Annotated in this window: 18 protein-coding genes; 12 read left to right on the top strand and 6 right to left on the bottom strand. The window is 68.8% G+C overall.

All coding sequences use genetic code 11. The annotated features are described in order from the left end of the window. Window positions 1-97: 97 nt before the first annotated feature. From WS46_RS15805 to WS46_RS15795, 3 genes are all read left to right on the top strand, one after another. On the top strand, window positions 98-871 hold the full coding sequence (locus WS46_RS15805) for an AzlC family ABC transporter permease (protein ID WP_059691069.1): 774 nt from the start codon (window positions 98-100) through the stop codon (window positions 869-871). Next, window positions 868-1,206, top strand: coding sequence for an AzlD domain-containing protein (locus WS46_RS15800; RefSeq protein ID WP_059523773.1), 339 nt, complete (start codon window positions 868-870; stop codon window positions 1,204-1,206). The genes WS46_RS15805 and WS46_RS15800 overlap by 4 nt, the downstream gene beginning before the upstream one ends. A 159-nt stretch (window positions 1,207-1,365) precedes the next feature. Next, window positions 1,366-2,142, top strand: coding sequence for a DUF4088 family protein (locus WS46_RS15795; protein WP_059691068.1), 777 nt, complete (start codon window positions 1,366-1,368; stop codon window positions 2,140-2,142). A 117-nt stretch (window positions 2,143-2,259) separates the two neighbouring features. Here the strand turns inward: WS46_RS15795 and WS46_RS15790 are convergent, their stop codons facing one another. Continuing rightward, a complete protein-coding gene (locus WS46_RS15790) occupies window positions 2,260-2,670 on the bottom strand; it encodes a hypothetical protein (protein WP_059523776.1) in 411 nt (136 codons plus the stop codon). A gap of 280 nt (window positions 2,671-2,950) precedes the next feature. On the opposite strand from WS46_RS15790, the gene WS46_RS15785 reads away from it, so the two are divergent. The 3 genes from WS46_RS15785 to fumC all read left to right on the top strand — a co-directional run bounded on the left by WS46_RS15785 (window position 2,951) and on the right by fumC (window position 6,224). Next, complete coding sequence (locus WS46_RS15785) at window positions 2,951-3,169, top strand: RNA-binding S4 domain-containing protein (RefSeq protein ID WP_006753074.1); 219 nt, start codon at window positions 2,951-2,953, stop codon at window positions 3,167-3,169. A 129-nt stretch (window positions 3,170-3,298) separates the two neighbouring features. Then, window positions 3,299-4,687: a multidrug efflux MATE transporter NorM gene (norM, locus tag WS46_RS15780; RefSeq protein ID WP_059691067.1), complete on the top strand. Its 1,389-nt coding sequence runs from the start codon at window positions 3,299-3,301 to the stop codon at window positions 4,685-4,687. A gap of 142 nt (window positions 4,688-4,829) precedes the next feature. Then, window positions 4,830-6,224, top strand: coding sequence for a class II fumarate hydratase (fumC, locus tag WS46_RS15775; protein ID WP_059691066.1), 1,395 nt, complete (start codon window positions 4,830-4,832; stop codon window positions 6,222-6,224). Between the two features lie 56 nt (window positions 6,225-6,280). Here fumC and WS46_RS15770 read toward each other — a convergent pair whose 3' ends face one another. Then, entirely contained in the window at window positions 6,281-6,793 is a 513-nt protein-coding gene (locus tag WS46_RS15770) for an acyl-CoA thioesterase (RefSeq protein ID WP_014897688.1), read from the bottom strand. A gap of 120 nt (window positions 6,794-6,913) precedes the next feature. Then, complete coding sequence (locus WS46_RS36455; RefSeq protein WP_257130002.1) at window positions 6,914-7,045, bottom strand: hypothetical protein; 132 nt, start codon at window positions 7,043-7,045, stop codon at window positions 6,914-6,916. 178 nt (window positions 7,046-7,223) lie between these two features. On the opposite strand from WS46_RS36455, the gene WS46_RS15765 reads away from it, so the two are divergent. Both WS46_RS15765 and WS46_RS15760 read left to right on the top strand, forming a co-directional pair. Further along, a complete protein-coding gene (locus WS46_RS15765) occupies window positions 7,224-7,931 on the top strand; it encodes a helix-turn-helix transcriptional regulator (protein WP_059523783.1) in 708 nt (235 codons plus the stop codon). Window positions 7,932-8,093: 162 nt separating this feature from the next. Further along, a complete protein-coding gene (locus WS46_RS15760) occupies window positions 8,094-10,619 on the top strand; it encodes a DUF6600 domain-containing protein (RefSeq protein ID WP_059691065.1) in 2,526 nt (841 codons plus the stop codon). Window positions 10,620-10,723: 104 nt separating this feature from the next. Here WS46_RS15760 and WS46_RS15755 read toward each other — a convergent pair whose 3' ends face one another. Both WS46_RS15755 and WS46_RS15750 read right to left on the bottom strand, forming a co-directional pair. Beyond that, complete coding sequence (locus WS46_RS15755) at window positions 10,724-11,695, bottom strand: thymidylate synthase (protein WP_059523845.1); 972 nt, start codon at window positions 11,693-11,695, stop codon at window positions 10,724-10,726. Window positions 11,696-11,737: 42 nt separating this feature from the next. Beyond that, complete coding sequence (locus WS46_RS15750; protein ID WP_059523787.1) at window positions 11,738-13,135, bottom strand: sigma-54 dependent transcriptional regulator; 1,398 nt, start codon at window positions 13,133-13,135, stop codon at window positions 11,738-11,740. A 473-nt stretch (window positions 13,136-13,608) separates the two neighbouring features. Between WS46_RS15750 and WS46_RS15745 the strand changes: the two genes are divergently transcribed. Continuing rightward, entirely contained in the window at window positions 13,609-13,962 is a 354-nt protein-coding gene (locus WS46_RS15745; protein WP_257130001.1) for a hypothetical protein, read from the top strand. A gap of 297 nt (window positions 13,963-14,259) precedes the next feature. Then, window positions 14,260-14,760 (top strand): dihydrofolate reductase, encoded by a 501-nt coding sequence (locus WS46_RS15740; RefSeq protein WP_059691064.1) that lies wholly within the window; start codon window positions 14,260-14,262, stop codon window positions 14,758-14,760. 83 nt (window positions 14,761-14,843) lie between these two features. Here WS46_RS15740 and pmbA read toward each other — a convergent pair whose 3' ends face one another. Then, entirely contained in the window at window positions 14,844-16,214 is a 1,371-nt protein-coding gene (pmbA, locus tag WS46_RS15735; protein ID WP_059523791.1) for a metalloprotease PmbA, read from the bottom strand. Between the two features lie 128 nt (window positions 16,215-16,342). On the opposite strand from pmbA, the gene yjgA reads away from it, so the two are divergent. Continuing rightward, window positions 16,343-16,948 (top strand): ribosome biogenesis factor YjgA, encoded by a 606-nt coding sequence (gene yjgA / locus WS46_RS15730; RefSeq protein WP_290371025.1) that lies wholly within the window; start codon window positions 16,343-16,345, stop codon window positions 16,946-16,948. Further along, window positions 16,932-17,549, top strand: a complete 618-nt coding sequence (gene mog / locus WS46_RS15725) for a molybdopterin adenylyltransferase (RefSeq protein WP_082725337.1) — start codon at window positions 16,932-16,934, stop codon at window positions 17,547-17,549. Before yjgA ends, mog begins: the two co-directional genes overlap by 17 nt. Window position 17,550 lies beyond the last annotated feature (1 nt).

The raw sequence follows: 17,550 nt of genomic DNA, 5'->3' as shown, positions 1-17,550 counted from the left end.
ACGATACGCGGCAACCGGCACGCAGATTGCGCCGCCGGCGCCGCGTGCGCAAGAACGTACAAGCCGCCACGGGCAGCGCACCGCTATCCTGCATTGCATGGAGACGCGCCCTGTGAAACCTGCACCCACACCTTCATCCCCGCCCCGCCGCCCGCTCAACGAATGGCTCGACGGCGCACGCGACACGATCCCGATGATGATCGGCGCGGCGCCGTTCGGCGTGATCTTCGGCACGCTGGTCGGCGGCGGCCCGCTCGCCGCATGGCACGGCGCGCTGATGTCGCTCGCGGTGTTCGCGGGCTCAGCGCAATTCATCGCGCTCGGCCTGATCGCCGGCAGCGCGAGCTTCGTCGTCGTGCTCGCGACGACGCTGATCGTGAACCTGCGTCACCTGCTGTACAGCGCGACGCTCGCGCCGTATGTCGCGCACCTGCCGTTGCGCTGGCGCGCGACGCTCGGCGCGCTGATGACCGACGAGGTGTTCGCGGTCGCCTACGCGCACTACCGGCACTTCCCGCCCGGCGCGATCGGCCCCCACTACTTCTTCGGCTCGGGCCTCGCGATGTACCTGAACTGGCAGGTCTGGACGCTCGCGGGCATCGGTTTCGGCGCGGCCTTCCCGGGCCTCCAGTCGCTCGGCCTCGATTTCGCGATGGCGGCGACCTTCATCGCGATCGTCGTTCCGCAGCTCGGCACGCTGCGCTATTTCGCGGCCGCCGCGACGGCCGGCACGCTCGCGTACTTCTGGCAGGGCTGGCCGTACAAGCTCGGGCTGCTGGGCGCGGTCGCCGCCGGCGTCGCGGTCGGCGTCGCGCTGACGCTGCGGCACGAGCGTTCGCGCACCGCCTCACGCACGGAGACCGCATCGTGAGCTACGCGCTGCTGATCCTCGGGATGGCCGTGATCACCTATGCGATCCGGACGACGCTGTTCCTGTTCGGCGAGCGGCTGACCTTCCCGCCGCTCGTGCGGACCGCGCTCGGCTTCGTGCCCGTCACCGTGCTGACCGCGATCATCGTGCCGATGACCGTCTCGCCGCACGGCGGCACGGCCGAACTGACCTGGCGCAATCCGCAGCTCGTCGGCGCGCTCGCCGCCGTGCTCGTGTCGGCGACGACACGCCGGCCGCTCGTGACGATCGCGGTCGGGCTCGCGGTGTTCTTCTTCTGGCAAGGGATCGTGATGCCGCACTGGCTGCCGGCCTGAGCGAACGTCGCCGGCCGCGCTCAAGTTTTCGCCCGGCGCGCCGATATCGGGTAGGAAGACCCGCCATCGGCCTCGGCGCGAACCGGTCCGTCGACGCTGCGCCCGCACCGGTGCGCTGTGTCGGCCGCCGGCCCGCGCGGGCCGCCATCGAGACGATTCATGGGCCAGATCACCCTTTCCCTCAAGGACGACACGCTTGCGTCCCTGCGCAAGGACTACGACGCATTCGTGCGCGTGTCGCTGAAACTCGACCCGCAGTTCGCGACGCCGTCGTTCGAGGATTTCCTGCGCGCCAAGCTGCTCGACAACATGGTGCCGCTGACCGAGCATGCCGTGCAGCGGATGCTCGAGGGCGGCCAGTACGCGTGGGCGAAGCGCACGCTCGACAAGGAATTTCCGGACGTCGTCGCGATCCTGATGCGACAGGCCGGCGAATTCGGCTTCGGCTTCGCATCGCGCTCCGAATGGACCCCCGACGAGCTCGCGAAGGCGTGCCGCGACTGGGCCAAGGCGATCGTCGCCGAAGCACAGGGCGACGCGTCGCTCGTCGATCCGCTCGCCGCGCAGATCAAGAGCGCGGTACACGACATCCAGGCGCTCGAGGAAATGATGCAGACGCCCGCATGGCGGCTTGCGGAATCGCTGCGCCAGCGCGTCTACGAGGCGAAGCTCGCGTGCGAGATGAGCGTCGGCAGCGCCGCGCGCGACAAGCTCGGCGAACTGCGCGGCCTGCTGCGGCTCGGGCTCGCGCACGGTTCGTTCCAGAAACAGGAAGCGCAGCAGATCATGGAATACCTGCGGCTGCTGAAGCCCGAGATCTTCGTCGACGAGCCGTACGACGTTTTCGCGCGGCTTGCCGCGTGGCTGCGCGGCGTATTCACGCCGTCCGCCGCGCGACCGGCGCCCGGACCGGGCCAGGAACAGCACCGGCCATGACGGCCCGCGTCCACGCATGAAGAACGGCCCGGTTCGCGCGAAGCGAACCGGGCCGCCGATCGATCGCCGTCACGACGCGCCGTCCGGGGCGAACGTCGTGCGACGTCGGAGGGCCGCTTACTGCGCGGCGCCCGAGGCCGATGCGCCGCCCTGCACGCCGGCCGACGCGCCGCCTTCGACCGCCTCGTCGCCCACCTTCGACTTTGCCGTGCCGGCATGATGCTTGGCCGACTTCGCCGCATGCTTCGCGTGCTTCTTGGCCGAGTGGACCGACGACGCCGCCGTATCCTTCGCGCCGTCGGCTGCCGCACCGACCGCGTCGGTCGCGCCGCCGACCGCATTGCCCGACGCATTCGCGCCGGCATCACCCTGCATGCCCGCACCTGCGCCAGCCCCTGCTGCCGGCGCCTGCGCCTGCACGCCGGCACCTGCGGTGCCCTGTGCCGCGACACCCGTCTGCGCGAATGCGGCCGAAGTGGCGAACGCCGTCAGCGCGGCACCGATCAGCATCGAACGAATCTTGGACATGACAATCCTCCTCAAGAAGTTGTGGGCGCGGACCGCCTCGATGCGATCCGTCGCGTCCCCTGCCGCAACGCGCAGCAGGTACGACGAAAGACCCGCAGGCCGCACGTCCGGTTCTCGAATCTCTCAGACTGTTACCCACCGTTTCATTTGCTGACGAATCGCTCACAGTCCTTAACAACTGCGGCGCGCGGGCCTGCACGAGCGTCCGCACTCGCGCGCCGGCCGTCGGTGCCGTATGATGCGGGGCGATTCCTCCCGCGCATCGCGCGCTCCCTTCGTCATGCCCAATCTGGATTTCACGCTGACCGGCGAATACGTCGAGCTGCACAACCTTCTCAAGATCACCGGCCTCGCGGATAGCGGCGGCACCGCGAAGATGTTCGTCGCGTCCGGCGCGGTGAAAGTCGACGGCGTGGTCGAGCTGCGCAAGACCTGCAAGATCCGCGCGGGTCAGGTCGTGCTGTTCGGCGATACGCGGATCGCGGTTCACGACGCGTAGCGGTTCCCCCTGACCGCGACATGGCCATCGGCGCGCGCGTTCGACACCGTTCGAATAAAGCCGTAAGCTAGCCGTCTCTCAAAATAAATACAGACAGCGCGGGCCCGCACCCGCGCGAGCGCTCACTCCATGTCGCATTCCGGTCTTACGCGGACGGCCGCCGCGCCGCCGTCGCTGTCCAGTCATGCCGCCGATACCGCGCGCCTCGCCGCGCCGCTCGCGATCGCGCAACTCTCGCAGATGGCGATGAGCGTCACCGACACGGTGCTGCTCGGCTCGCTCGGCCCCGATTCGCTCGCGGCGGGCGGCCTCGGCGCCAACTTCTTCTTCGTCATCGTGACCGTGCTGCAGGGCGTGCTGTCGTCGATCAGCGTGAGCGTCGCGCATGCGCGCGGCGCGCAGGCGGAACATCGCGTGCCGCACATCTACTGGACCGGCTTCGTGCTGTCCGTGCTGCTCGCGATCCCGGCGATCGTCGCGCTGTCGCTGTCCGAACCGATCCTGCTGATGTTCCACGAGCCGCCGGCGCTCGCGCATCACGTCGGCGAGTACACCGGCATCTTGCGGTTCGCGGCGCTCGGCAGCCTGATCGGCGTCGGACTGATGCGTGCATTCCTGCCGGCGATCGGCGCCGCACGACGCCTGCTGTGGGTGTCGATCGGCGGCGTCGGCGTCAACGGCGTGCTGAACTACGGGCTGATCCACGGCGCATTCGGCTTGCCGCGGCTCGGTTTCCTCGGCTCGGCGGTCGCGACGACCATCACCATCTGGCTCACCGCGCTCGCGCTGATCTGGCTGCTGCACGGCCGCCAGCGGTTCCGTCATTTCGTGACCGCCGCCCGCCCGAAACTGCCCATGATGGGCGAGCTGATCGGCATCGGCTGGCCGGTGGCGATCACGTACGGGGTCGAATCGACGCTCTTCCTCGCCACGGGCCTCACCATCGGCGTGCTCGGCGCGACGTCGCTTGCCGCGCATCAGATCGCGCTGAACGTCGCGTCGGTCGCGTTCATGGTGCCGCTTGCGATCGGCCAGGCCGCCAACGTGCGGGTCGGCTACTGGGTCGGCGCCGGCCAGCCGGTCGCCGCGCGCCATGCGGGCTTCGTCGCGCTCGGGCTCGGCGTCGCGTTCATGTCGCTGTCGGGGCTCGTGCTGATCGTCGCGCCGCATGCGATCGTCGGCCTGTATCTGCAACTCGACGACCCGGCCAACGCGGCGACCGTGTCGCTGGCCGCGTCGCTCCTCGGCATCGCCGCGGTGTTCCAGATCGTCGACGGCATGCAGACCGTCGGGTCGGGTGCACTGCGCGGGCTGCGGGACACGCGCATCCCGATGCTCGCAGCGACCTTCGGCTACTGGGGCATCGGTTTCCCGACCGGTTACTGGCTGGCGTTCCATGCCGGCCTCGGCGCGCGCGGCCTGTGGTGGGGGCTCGCGGCCGGCCTCGCGAGCGTCGCCGTACTGATGGCCTGGCGCTTTCACCGGAAGACCGCGTCGCTCGTCGCGCCGACGCGGTGAACTCGGCACGACGCGAAATCGCGGCCGGCGCTATGCTTGTCGGCTGAAGACCCAAGGACGCCGCGCCAGCGGCGCGACTGCCTCACGATACGCCAGACGCCGCGCCACGCGCGGCCTTTCCCCTTCCCAAGAGGAGTGCATCATGAACGAAGCAGTTCGGATGGAACGCGACACGTTCGGCGAGATCGCCGTGCCGGCCAACCGGCTCTGGGGCGCGCAGACGGAACGCTCGCTGCAGAATTTCCGGATCTCGACGGAGAAGCAGTCGCCCGAGCTGATCCACGCGCTCGCGATCGTCAAGCGCGCCGCGGCCGCCGTGAACCAGTCGCTCGGCGTGCTGGCCGACGACAAGGCGCGCGCGATCATCGACGCGGCCGACGAGATCATCGCGGGCAAGCATCCGCGCGAATTCCCGCTCGCGGTCTGGCAGACGGGCTCCGGCACGCAGACCAACATGAACCTCAACGAGGTGATCGCGAACCGGGCGAGCGAGCTGCTCGGCGGCGAGCGCGGCGAAGCACGCAAGGTCCACCCGAACGACGACGTGAACCGCGGGCAGTCGTCGAACGACGTGTTCCCGACCGCGATGCATGTCGCGGCCGCCTACGCGATCGTCAACCACCTGCTGCCCGCGCTGCGCACGCTGCGCGCGACGCTCGACGCGAAGTCGAAGGCTTTCGCCGACATCGTGAAGATCGGCCGCACGCACCTGCAGGACGCGACGCCGCTCACGCTCGGGCAGGAGTTTTCCGGCTATGTCGCGCAGCTCGACCAGGGCGTCCGGCACGTCGAATCGGCGCTGCCGCACCTGTACGAACTCGCGCTCGGCGGCACCGCCGTCGGCACCGGGCTGAACGCGCATCCGGAGTTCGCGGTGCGCGTGGCCGACGAGATCGGCCGGCTGACGAAGCTGCCGTTCGTGACCGCACCGAGCAAGTTCGAGGTGATGGCGGCCGCCGATGCGCTGGTGTTCGCGCACGGCGCGCTGAAGACGGTCGCGGCCGGCCTGATGAAGATCGCCAACGACGTCCGCTGGCTCGCGAGCGGGCCGCGCTGCGGGCTCGGCGAACTGTCGATTCCGGAGAACGAACCGGGCAGCTCGATCATGCCGGGCAAGGTGAACCCGACGCAGTCGGAAGCCGTGACGATGCTGTGCTGCCAGGTGTTCGGCAACGACGTCGCGGTCAACGTCGGGGGCGCCAGCGGCAATTTCGAGCTGAACGTGTTCCGGCCGATGATCGCGCACAACGTGCTGCAGTCGGTGCGGCTGCTCGCCGACGGCGCGCAGAGCTTCAACGACCACTGCGCGGCGGGCATCGAGCCGAACCGCGCGCGCATCGACCTGCTGCTGAACGAATCGCTGATGCTCGTCACGGCGCTCAATCCGCACATCGGCTACGACAAGGCCGCGCAGATCGCGAAGAAAGCGCACAAGGAAGGCACGACGCTGAAGGCCGCCGCGCTCGCGCTCGGCTACCTGACCGAGGCGGAATTCGACGCGTGGGTGCGCCCCGAAGAGATGATCGGAGCGCGGTAATCGCGGGGAGGTGACGCGATGACGGGCGCGGCACGCATGCGCGGCGCCCGTTGTCGTCAGACGGTGCCCTTCGCCACTTCCTCGGGCTTCATCTCGACGATCTTGTCGAGCGCGGCGCGCACGTCGGCCGCATATTTGGCGAGCACCTTCTGCTCGTCGGTCTCGGGCACGAACGGCGGCACCGGCACCGGGTTGCCGTTCTCGTCGACCGCGACGAACACGACGAGGCAATCGGTCGTCTGGCGCAACACGCCGCCCTTCGGATCGCCGGCATGCACGGACACATGGATATGCATGCTGGTGCGCCCCGTCGCGACGACGCGCGCCTTCAGTTCGACCAGGTTGCCGACGAGGATCGGACGCTGGAAGCGAATGTTGCCGACGCTGACCGTCACGCAATAGCGGCTCGACCAGACCGCCGCACACGCATACGCGACCTCGTCGATCCACTTCATCAGCGCGCCGCCATGCACCTTGCCGCCGAAGTTCACGGACGACGGCTCGGCGAGGAAGCGGAATACGGTTTCGGTGCGGTCGAGGGCGGCCGGTACGGGGGACGGTTGGGACATCGTGGTAGCTCCAGGCGGCGGGGGCACTGCAATCGGCGCATTATACGTTGCACTGCGGCAACACGTCGCGGCACCCGCCGCGCACGCTGAGCCGGCGTCGGCGCCGGAAATCGGCGCCCGTCAGCGGCGCACCGTGATCCCCTGGTCGATCGTCCCGTACATTTCGAGGCTGCCGCCCCCCGCGCCGGCGCCGCCCTGCGCACAGGCCGCGCAGAGGAGCGCGGCCGCCAACAAGCAGAAAATCGTCTTCATCGCTGCATCGTGTCGCATCCGGCGGCCCACTGCCGCCGCGTCGGGTCATTCTACGCGCGCGCGGCCGACGCCCGCCGGTCGCGCACCGCCCCGCCGCATCCGACATTTCATCCGAACGCGAAACATCGAATGCGCGCAGCGCCTACACTGCAGTCATTCCGCCTGACGAGACACGACGATGACCGATCAAGACGACCACCACTTTCCAGGCCTGAGCCGGATCGGCGCACTGATCGCCGATCCCGGGCGCGCCGCGATGCTGTGGGTGCTGATGGACGGCAGCGCGCGGCCGGCCGGCGAACTGACGATGATCGCGGGGCTGTCGCCGTCCGCGGCGAGCGCGCACCTCGCGCGCCTGACCGAAGGTGGCCTGCTCGCGCTCGACGTGCGCGGCCGGCACCGCTACTACCGGCTCGCGTCGGCCGACATCGCGGCGTCGCTCGAGGCACTCGCGAACGTGGCACGCGCGGCCGCGCCGAACCGTCCGGTGCCGCCGCCGTCGCGCACGGTGCCGGCCGAACTGCGCTATGCGCGCACCTGCTACGACCACATGGCCGGCGAGCTCGCGGTCCGCATCTTCGACGGGCTCACCGCGCGCGGCTGGCTGCAGGCGGACGGCGACGCGATCGAGGCCACCGAGCTCGGCACGCAGGCGCTCGCGCGCTGGGGCATCGACGTCGCACAGCAGCGCACGCGCCGCCGCCGTTTCGCATGCGGCTGTCTCGACTGGAGCGAGCGCCGCCCGCATCTCGGCGGCGCGCTGGGCGCGGCACTCCTCGACAGCTTCTGCGCGCACGGCTGGATCGAGCGTGCCGCGCGGCCGCGCGTGCTGCGCGTCACCGTGCCCGGACAGCAGATTTTCGACGACTGGCTTACGTCCGCTTGACGCGCACATTGCGACCGGACGACAACGGCGCGCGATGGACAGGTTTTGTTACATCGCGTGCCATTCGACTTACAAAACACCGAGCACTGAAACAGGCCGAGCGGATATTGTGAACTCAACGGCACGAATCGACGCGCCGCGATAACGACGAAGACGCTCATCATGGCCTCCCTGTTCACGCTCAAGCGAACCGCTCGCTGCACGCTGCTCGCGTTCGCCACGCTGGCGACCCTGCCCTCCGCATTCGCGCAAGCGACACAGGCCGCGGCATATGCGGCCGCCGCCCGACAGCCGGGCGGCGATCCGCCGAGCCGCGTCGCCCGGCTCAACTACATGTCGGGTGCCGTGACGACGGAGCCCGCCGGCACCGATACCTGGTCGTACGCCGCCGTGAACCGGCCGCTGACGACCGGCGACCAGCTGTGGAACGATGCCGGCGCGCGCTCGGAGCTGCACATCGGCTCGACCGCGGTGCGTCTCGGCGAATCGACGAGCCTGTCGGTCCTGAACCTCGACGACAACACGACGCAGTTGAAGGTCGGGCTCGGCACCGTGTCGACGCACGTGCGCGATCTGCCGCCGGGCGGAACCTACGAAATCGATACGCCCAATCTCGCGCTCGGCGTCACGGGCCCGGGCGACTATCGCGTCGATGTCGCGCCGAATGGCGAGACGACGACGGTCACCGTCCGCAGCGGCAGCGCAACCGTCTACGGCAGCAACGGGCAGTATCCGCTGTCGCCCGGGCAGCAGGTCGTGTTCACCGGCACCGACCTGCAGGTCGCGCAGCAATCGGCCGCACCGGCCCCCGACGCGCTCGACCAGTGGGCCGCCGGCCGCGATGCGGCCGAGCAGCGCTCGGTGTCGGCCCGCTACGTATCGCGCGACATTCCCGGCTATCAGGACCTCGACGCGAACGGTACTTGGCGCGAAACGCCGAATTACGGCAACGTCTGGGTGCCGAACGACACGCCGGCCGACTGGGCGCCGTATCACGACGGTCACTGGATCTGGCAGGCGCCGTGGGGCTGGACGTGGGTCGACGATGCGCCGTGGGGCTTCGCGCCTTATCACTACGGCCGCTGGGCCTATGTCGACGACAGCTGGGCGTGGGTGCCCGGCCCGATGGTCGTCAGCCAGCCGCCCGTCTACGCGCCGGCGCTCGTCGCGTTCGTGGGTGGAGGCGGCGGTCCCGACTGGAGCGTCGCGCTGACGGTCGGCGGCGTCGCCGCGGCCGGCTGCGCGTGGTTCGCACTCGGCCCGGGCGAACCCTGGCATCCCGGCTGGGGCGGCTGGAGCCCGCATTACTACGATCGCGTGAACCGGAACATCGTGGTCAACAACGTGACGGTCAACAAGACCGTGAACGTGACGAACATCAACAACGTCACCAACATCACGAACATCAACAAGACGTACGTGAACTTCCGGGCGCCGCATGCGATCACGGCCGTGCCGGCATCCGCGTTCGTGCACGGTCAGCCGGTCGCGCACTTCTCGCAGCGCGTCGATCCGCAGCAATGGCGCAATGCGCACGTGATGCCGGGCACCCCCGGCATCGCGCCGGTACGCCAGAGCTTTACCGGCGGACTGCGCACGGCCAGCTACCGCCCGCCGGCGGCGATCGGACAGCACACGTTCGTCGCGACGCGCAATCCGGCGGTGCCGGCCGCGTATCGCGACCAGGCGGCCGCGCATCTTGCCCGGCAAGGCGGGCGCGTGCCGGGCGCGGGCGCGCCCGTCGCGAGGACGAACGTGCCGGCCGACTATACGGCTCGCCCGGTTCGCGTTCCGGGCAATCCGAAAGCCGGTGCATGGGCGATGCGCAACGTGCAGCTCGTGAATCCGCACGGTCCCGTCGTGCAACCGGCACACGCGCCGCGCGACGGGCAGCCCGCTCCGGCACAGGCAGAGGCACAGGCCGCACGGCCGGGTGCCCCGATGCCGATCATGCCGAATGGCGTGCGGCCGATGAACGGCGAAGCCCCCAATGCGCCGCGCGTCGCGAACGGCGCCACGCCGCAGGCGCCGGGCAATCCGGCTCCGCATCAGGCGCCCGGCGCCGGAAATGGCGTCCCGCACCCGCCGACGGCCGCCAACGCGCCGACCGGGCACGACAACACGCACGCTGCCGCGGCGCCCGCGCCCGCGTGGATGCAGCCGCACACGCCGATGGAGCGTCAGCGCCCGACGCCGCCGACGGCACTCCACGCAGCGGGACAGAATGCCCTGCCGCCCGTGCGCAGTGCGGCGGCGGTCCCGCATCCGGAAGCCGCGCACGGCACGCAACCCGATGCGCGGCAGGAAACGCCGCGCGCGTTACCGCAACCACGGATCGATACGACCGCGCAGATTCCGCAGCCACGTCCGCGTCCTGACTTCGCGGCACCGGCCCAGCATGCGCAGCCGCGGCCCGAGCGGGCGGCCCCGACGCCGCAACCGCGCCCCGAATACGCGCAACCGGCACCGCGGCGCGAGGTCGCGCCGCCGCGCGTGAACGAGTACCGCCCGCCCGCGCCGGCCGTGCACGACATGCCGCGGCCGCAGCCGCAGGCGCCGCGCATGGAGCCGCGGCCGGCGATGCCCGCGCCGCACATGGAACCGCGGCCGCAACCGGCGCCGCACGTCGAGGCGCCGCGCCCGAGCAATCCGCCGCCCGGCGGCCATGAGGAGCGGCACCGCCAATAACCGCCCGATGAAACGGAAAGGCCCGACCGGCGAATACCGGTCGGGCCTTCTTCATTCCATCTGTCGCGTATCGCGTAACCCGCGCCGCCGTCGAACGCCGGGGCTCAGACCGCCATCGGCGCGGTCAACGGCTCATGATGCCGGTAGCCGACGAGCGAGAAGTCGGACGGCTCGATCTGCTCGAGCCATTCGGGTGCATAGACGCCCGTCTTCGCGTAGTCCGGCACGCGCTCGGCGATCTCGAGCCGCGGGCTGTCGTACGGTTCGCGCGTGAGCTGCTGCTGCAGCATGTCGAGCTGGTTCTCGTAGATGTGCGCGTCACCGATGAAGTACGTGAACCAGCGCGGCGTGTAACCCGTCAGCCGGCCGACGAGCGACAGCAGCGCGGCCCCTTCCGTCAGGTTGAACGGCGTGCCGAGCCCGACGTCGTTGCTGCGGATGTACAGGCACAGCGAAATCTCGCGCTTCGTGACGTTCGGCAGGAACTGGTACAGCAGATGGCACGCGGGCAGCGCGATCTGGTCGAGTACGGCCGGATTCCACGCGTGAAACAGGATGCGGCGATCGGCCGGGTTCTCCATGATCGTGTCGAGACACTGGCGCAACTGGTCGATCGCCTTGTACAGCAGCACCTTCGGCGCACCGTCCTCATCGAAGCGCGTGACGATCCGGAAACCGCGGCGCGTCGCGTCGGCGATCTGCGCGTCGGCGCCCGCGTCGAGCACCTTGTAGCCGGGCCACTGGCGCCATTGCACGCCGTACACGTCACCCAGGTCGTCGACGCCCTGGCGGTACGGGTTCGCGAGCCACTGCGCATTGTCGTTCGCGTTCGCGTCCCACACCTTGCAGCCGAGCGCGCGGAAATCGGCCGCGCTGCGCGATGCCCGCAGGAAGCCGACCAGTTCGCCGATCGCGGACTTGAACGCGAGCTTCTTGGTCGTCACGGCCGGGAAACCTTGCTGCAGGTCGAACCGCAGCATCGCACCGGGCATGCTGATGGTGCGGATGCCCGTGCGGTTCTCCTGCCAGGTGCCGGTGTCGAGGATGGTGCGAACGAGGTCGAGGTACTGTTTCATGCGGGTTCCTTCGGCCGCGAGGGCGGCCGTCACCCGCCAATTTTAGCAAGCGTGACGCGGAACCTCCGGCAACGGCGCCGAAAACCCTCCCAGCGGGTCGCTGCGATCGCGCATGCCATGCGCGCACATCAGCCGGTACAACGTGACGCGCGACACGCCGAGTTCGCGCGCCGCATCGGCGAAACGGCCGCGGTGGCGCAGCAGCGCCTGCTCGATCGCCTGCCGTTCGGCCGCTTCCCGCGCCTCGGTGAGCGAGACGGGCGCCAGGATCGCGAATTCGTTGAGCTCGAGATCGGCCGCGGTAATCATCCGGCCCTCCGACATCACGATCGCGCGGCGCACGCGATTGATCAGCTCGCGCACGTTGCCCGGCCACGAATAACCGTACAGCGCGGCGATCGCGTCCGGCGAGAAACCGCGCAGACGGCGATGCGCATCGCCCTTGAAACGCTCGAGCATGTGGCGCGCCAGCAGCTCGATATCCTTGCCGCGCGCGCGCAACGGCGGCTCCTCGATCTTCAGCACGCACAGCCGATGGAACAGGTCCTCGCGGAACCGCCCGTCGCGCAGCGCCGCTTCCATGTCCACGTGCGTCGCGCAGATCACGCGCACGTCGACCGGCACCGACACATGCGCGCCGAGCCGCTCGATCTTGCCTTCCTGCAGGAATCGCAACAGGCTCGCCTGGCTCTCGAGCGGCAGGTCGCCGATCTCGTCGAGAAAGAGCGTGCCGCCGTTCGCGGCCTCGACACGGCCGATCTTGCGCTGATTCGCGCCCGTAAAAGCACCGCGCTCGTAGCCGAACAGTTCGGCCTGCAGCAGCGTCGACGGAATCGCACCGCAATTGATCGCGACGAACGGCGCCTGCGCGCGCGCCGAGCGCTCGTGGATCGCAACGGCCGTCAGTTCCTTGCCGGTACCCGATTCGCCGGAGATGAACACCGGTGCATCGGTCGTGGCGACGCGCCGGATCGTCCTGAAAAGGCCGAGCATCGCGTCGCAGGTGCCGACCATCTCGCCTTCGGCGCGCCCGGCGCCGACGGGCGACGCGACCGGGTCGGTCAGCGCGACCATGCCGTGCGCATGGCCGATGGTCTCGACGATGCGCGACGCCTCGTACGGCATCGTCACGTAGTCGAAGCAATAGTCGCGAATGAGATGTCGCAGCGTGGCGTCCTGCAACTGCCCACGCCGGGTCGCCGCGATCCAGCCGATTTGCTGGATGCTCAAGCACGTTTCGAGTTCGCGCAGATCCGCGGGCCGAAAACCCGGCGAGAAATCGAGCAGGCCGGCGGTTGCCACGCCGTGCTGCACGACACGCCGCACGTCGCGTGCGCTTTCCGCAAGATCGACGCGCCACCCGCATTCGTCGAAATGCCCGCGCAACGCGTCGTTCGGCTCGCGCGAGAAATAGATCACATGCCGCTGCTCGGCTCCCATATGCCCACCCCGTTCATCAACCGTCTAACGATTGCCGTACACGCCAAGTCACGTGCAAAAGGATCGAACCGGGTCAGCCGAAGCGGCTCGATTCGCCATGCCGATGCGCGGCGGCGACCAGCCTCGCATGATGGCGCTTGTCTCGCGTCCAGTTATTTTTTGGTCACGACGGCTTAGTTATAGGCGCTGAATGCGACAAACCAATTGCAGCGCAAAGGGGCGAGCGGCCGAATCGCTCAATGGTCGATGTTTATCAATCATCTGCACATAGCACACGCGCAGCGACGCGTACCTGCATCGACACACGCGCAGATTTTCATCCTTGAAGCGTTTTGATTGAATCCGCAGTATTCCCAAGCCCCGTCGTTTCACGCCTGAAACATTTCCCGGCGTTTTCGATTGCGATTCGTGACGCTCCCCCGCAAATCGCAGACGCGACAATGCTCTTCGCCCGATGGCATGCATTTCGCTGAATGTGCAACGGATCGGAGAAGGCGGCCATGCGAACACTTTTTTCACGGTCTTGCGTGCAGATGACGATAGCGTTTGCGCTCGCGTGCCCGTTCATGCCGGCACGCTCGGAAGAAGGCGCGCGGCCCGAACGCGCGATGCTGCTTGCCGATAACGCGCCGCGCATGCAACAGGACAACCGCATCGGTATCGTGCCGATCGCCGCACCCAAACCGCGTTCGTCGGGCAACACATGGGTGACGCTGTGGGACGAGCTCGCCCCGCCTGCTCCGCTGCCGATCCCGATTCCTGTTCCGCTTCCCGGCAACGCGCAACATGCGATGGAGGGAAACACCGGAAACCGCATGCATCGATAATCCGCTCACGACGCCACACGCCGCTCAATCGATGAGGATTACAGATCGAATGGGATGGGTCAGGCCGTTTCATGCGGCGTCGATATCTCGACGCGAACCGTTTTTTGTGTCCGTCCCCCGGCGGGCACTCTTTTTATTCTGGACATCACGGCGCAAAGGCCGCACCTCGTCGCCACCGCCGACGAGGCGCGGCGGACCGAAAACCGCCAATGCGCCCGCGCGACCGCATCGATGCGGTCGCGCGCCGCCATTCCGGTAGAATCGGCGCCATTCCGGTTCTCCTCTTCCCCGACCTTCATGACGACGTTGACCCTGATCGTCGCGCGCGCCCGCAACGGCATCATCGGCCGCGACAACCAGTTGCCCTGGAAACTTCCCGAGGACCTCGCGTTCTTCAAGCGCACGACGATGGGCGCGCCGATCGTGATGGGCCGCAAGACCCACGAGTCGATCGGTCGGCCGCTGCCGGGCCGCCGCAATATCGTCGTCACGCGCGACGCAACGCGCCGCTTCGACGGCTGCGACACCGTCACGTCCCTCGCCGATGCGCTCGCGCTCGCCGCGCGCGACGGCGTCGCCGAAGCATTCCTGATCGGCGGCGCACAGCTCTATGCGGAAGGCCTGGAGCTCGCCGACAAGCTGGTCGTCACCGAAATCGACGCGGACTTCGAGGGCGATGCGTCGTTCCCGGCGCCCGATCCCGCGCACTGGCACGAAGTGTCGCGCGACCCGCACCAGGCCGCCGCGCCGAACACGTTCGGCTATGCGTTCGTCGTCTACGCGCGCAAGCGCGGCTGACACGCGGCACACGACAAAAAGCCCGACCGGCGCACCCACGCCGGTCGGGCTTTCTTGTTTCCTGGCGGCCGACGCCGCGCCGTTTACTGCCCGGCGATCGTCATCTGCTCGATCAGCACCGAGCCCGTTTCCTTCGTCCCGCGCACGATCGAATCCGCACCGATCGCGACGATATGCCGGAACATCTCCTGCAACGTGCTCGCGACGGTGATTTCCTCGACCGGATACTGGATCACGCCGTTCTCGACCCAGAAGCCGGCCGCGCCGCGCGAATAATCGCCGGTCACGTAGTTCACGCCCTGCCCCATCAGCTCGGTCAACAGCAGGCCCGTGCCGAGCTTCTTCAGCATCGCGTCGAAATCGTCGCCCGGCTGCGTGTTCGAACTGCGCAGCGCGAGGTTGTGCGAGCCGCCCGCGTTGCCGGTCGTCTGCGTGCCGAGCTTGCGCGCCGAATAGGTCGACAGGAAGTAGCCTTCGACGACGCCGTCGCTGACGACGCTGCGCGCACGCGTGCGCACGCCTTCCTCGTCGAACGGCGCGCTGCCCATCGCGCGCGGCACGTGCGGATCCTCGACGACCTGCACATGCGGCGCGAACACCGGCTTGCCGAGGCTGTCGACGAGGAACGACGTCTTGCGGTACAGCGCGCCGCCGCTGACGGCCTGCACGAATGCGCCGAGCAGGCCGGCCGCGAGCGGCGCCTCGAACAGCACGGGCACCTTGCGGGTGTCGAGACGGCGCGCGCCCATCCGCGCCAGCGCACGCTCGGCCGCATAGCGCCCGACGGCTTCCGGCGCAGCGAGGTCGACCGCGCTGCGCTTCGACGAATACCAGTCGTCCCGCTGCATGTGGCGGCCGGTGCCCGCGATCGGCGCACACGCGATGTAGTGACGCGAGTACGGGTAGCCGGCGAGGAAGCCGCGCGACGTCGCGAGCACGAACTGCGAATGCTGTGCCGACACGCTCGCGCCTTCCGAGTTGCGGATCTGCGGGCTGACCGCGAACGCGGCGTCTTCCGCGCGGCGGGCAAGCTCGACGGCCTCGTCGGCCGTCAGCGCCCACGGGTGGTAGAGATCGAGGTCGCGCGGATCGGTTTCGAGCAGCTCGGCCTCGGCGAGGCCGGCCGCGTCGTCCTCGGCCGTGAAGCGCGCGATGTTGTACGCGGCGGCGACGGTGTCCTTGATCGCGGCCGGCGAGAAATCCGACGTGCTCGCGTTGCCGCGCTTCTTGCCGATGAACACCGTCACGCCGACCATCTTGTCGCGGTTGTGTTCGATCGTCTCGACCTCGCCGCGGCGCACCGACACCGACAGGCCGTCGCCTTCGGAGATTTCGGTCGCGGCGTCCGTCGCGCCGAGCGCCTTCGCATGGCGAAGGATGTCCGAGGCAATTTCTTTGAGCTGGTCCTGCGTGTGCGGGAAATAGCGCGCTTGTACGTCGAGATTGGCTGCCATCGTCGTGATATCCGGTGGCGGGCGAGCCGCCCGCATGTTCAAAATGTTGCGTATCCCGCGATCATAGCAAGGTCCGGGGCCACATACCGACAAGCTTGGGGTGTGCGCGCCGCGATACAATGCCGCCCATGACACGCAAAACCCGAATCCAGCCGATCGAGCACGCCGACGACGACACCGGCAATGGCTACGATCGCCCCAGCAAATCCCAGTTGAAACGCGAGATGCACGCGCTGCAGGAGCTCGGCCAGGCCCTGGTCGACCTGCCGAAGGACGCGCTCAAGCGCATGCCGATGCCCGAGGACCTCGCCGACGCCGTGCGCGAGGCGCGCCGGATCACCGACCACGAAGGCAAACGCCGCCAGCTCCAATACGTCGGCCGCGTGATGCGCTCGCTGACCGACGAGGAAACGGCCGCGCTGCGCACCGCGCTGGACGCCCAGCGAGGCGTGAACAAGGCCGCGACCGCCCGCCTGCACTGGATCGAGCGCACGCGCGAGCAGCTGCTCGCCAGCGACGACGCGCTGACCGAATTCCTCCGCCTGCACCCCGAAGCCGACATCCAGGAAGGCCGCACGCTGATCCGCAACGCACGCAAGGAAGCGCAGCAAGGCAAGCCGCCGCGCTATTTCCGCGAGCTGTTCCAGTGGATCAAGACCGCGAGCGGTACGGACGAGGCCGACGCAGACGAAGCGCCGGACGAAGCCGGAGACGACCATGACGACGAAGCGTAACCACCCGGACGAGCTCGTGGTCGGCCTCGTGTCGATCAGCGACCGCGCCAGCACGGGCGTTTATGAGGACAAGGGCATTCCGGCGTTGCAGGAATGGCTCGCCAGCGCATTGCGCTCGCCGTGGCGCGCCGAAACCCGGCTGATCCAGGACGACGCGCCGACGATCTCCGCCACGCTGGCAGAACTCGTCGACGTCGCGGGGTGCGATCTGGTGCTGACGACCGGCGGCACCGGCCCCGCGCGGCGCGACGTGACGCCGGAAGCCACGCTGGCCGTTGCGACGAAGGAAATGCCGGGATTCGGCGAACAGATGCGGCAGATCAGCCTGAATTTCGTGCCGACCGCGATCCTGTCGCGGCAGGTCGCGGTGATCCGCGAGACGGCCGACCACGCGGCGCTGATCATCAACCTGCCCGGCCAGCCGAAGTCGATCCGGGAAACGCTCGAAGGGCTGCGCGACGCCGACGGCAAGTCGACCGTGCCCGGCATCTTCGCGGCCGTACCCTACTGCATCGACCTGATCGGCGGCCCGTACATCGAGACCGACGCCGCGGTGGTCGCGGCGTTCCGGCCGAAGAGCGCGCAACGCGCGCCGCGCTGAG

The organism is Burkholderia sp. RF4-BP95 (assembly GCF_001521985.1).
In the GTDB taxonomy this organism is placed as follows: domain Bacteria; phylum Pseudomonadota; class Gammaproteobacteria; order Burkholderiales; family Burkholderiaceae; genus Burkholderia; species Burkholderia diffusa.
Note: the sequence above shows the minus strand (reverse complement) of the source record. Positions and strands in the feature narration are given on the sequence as shown.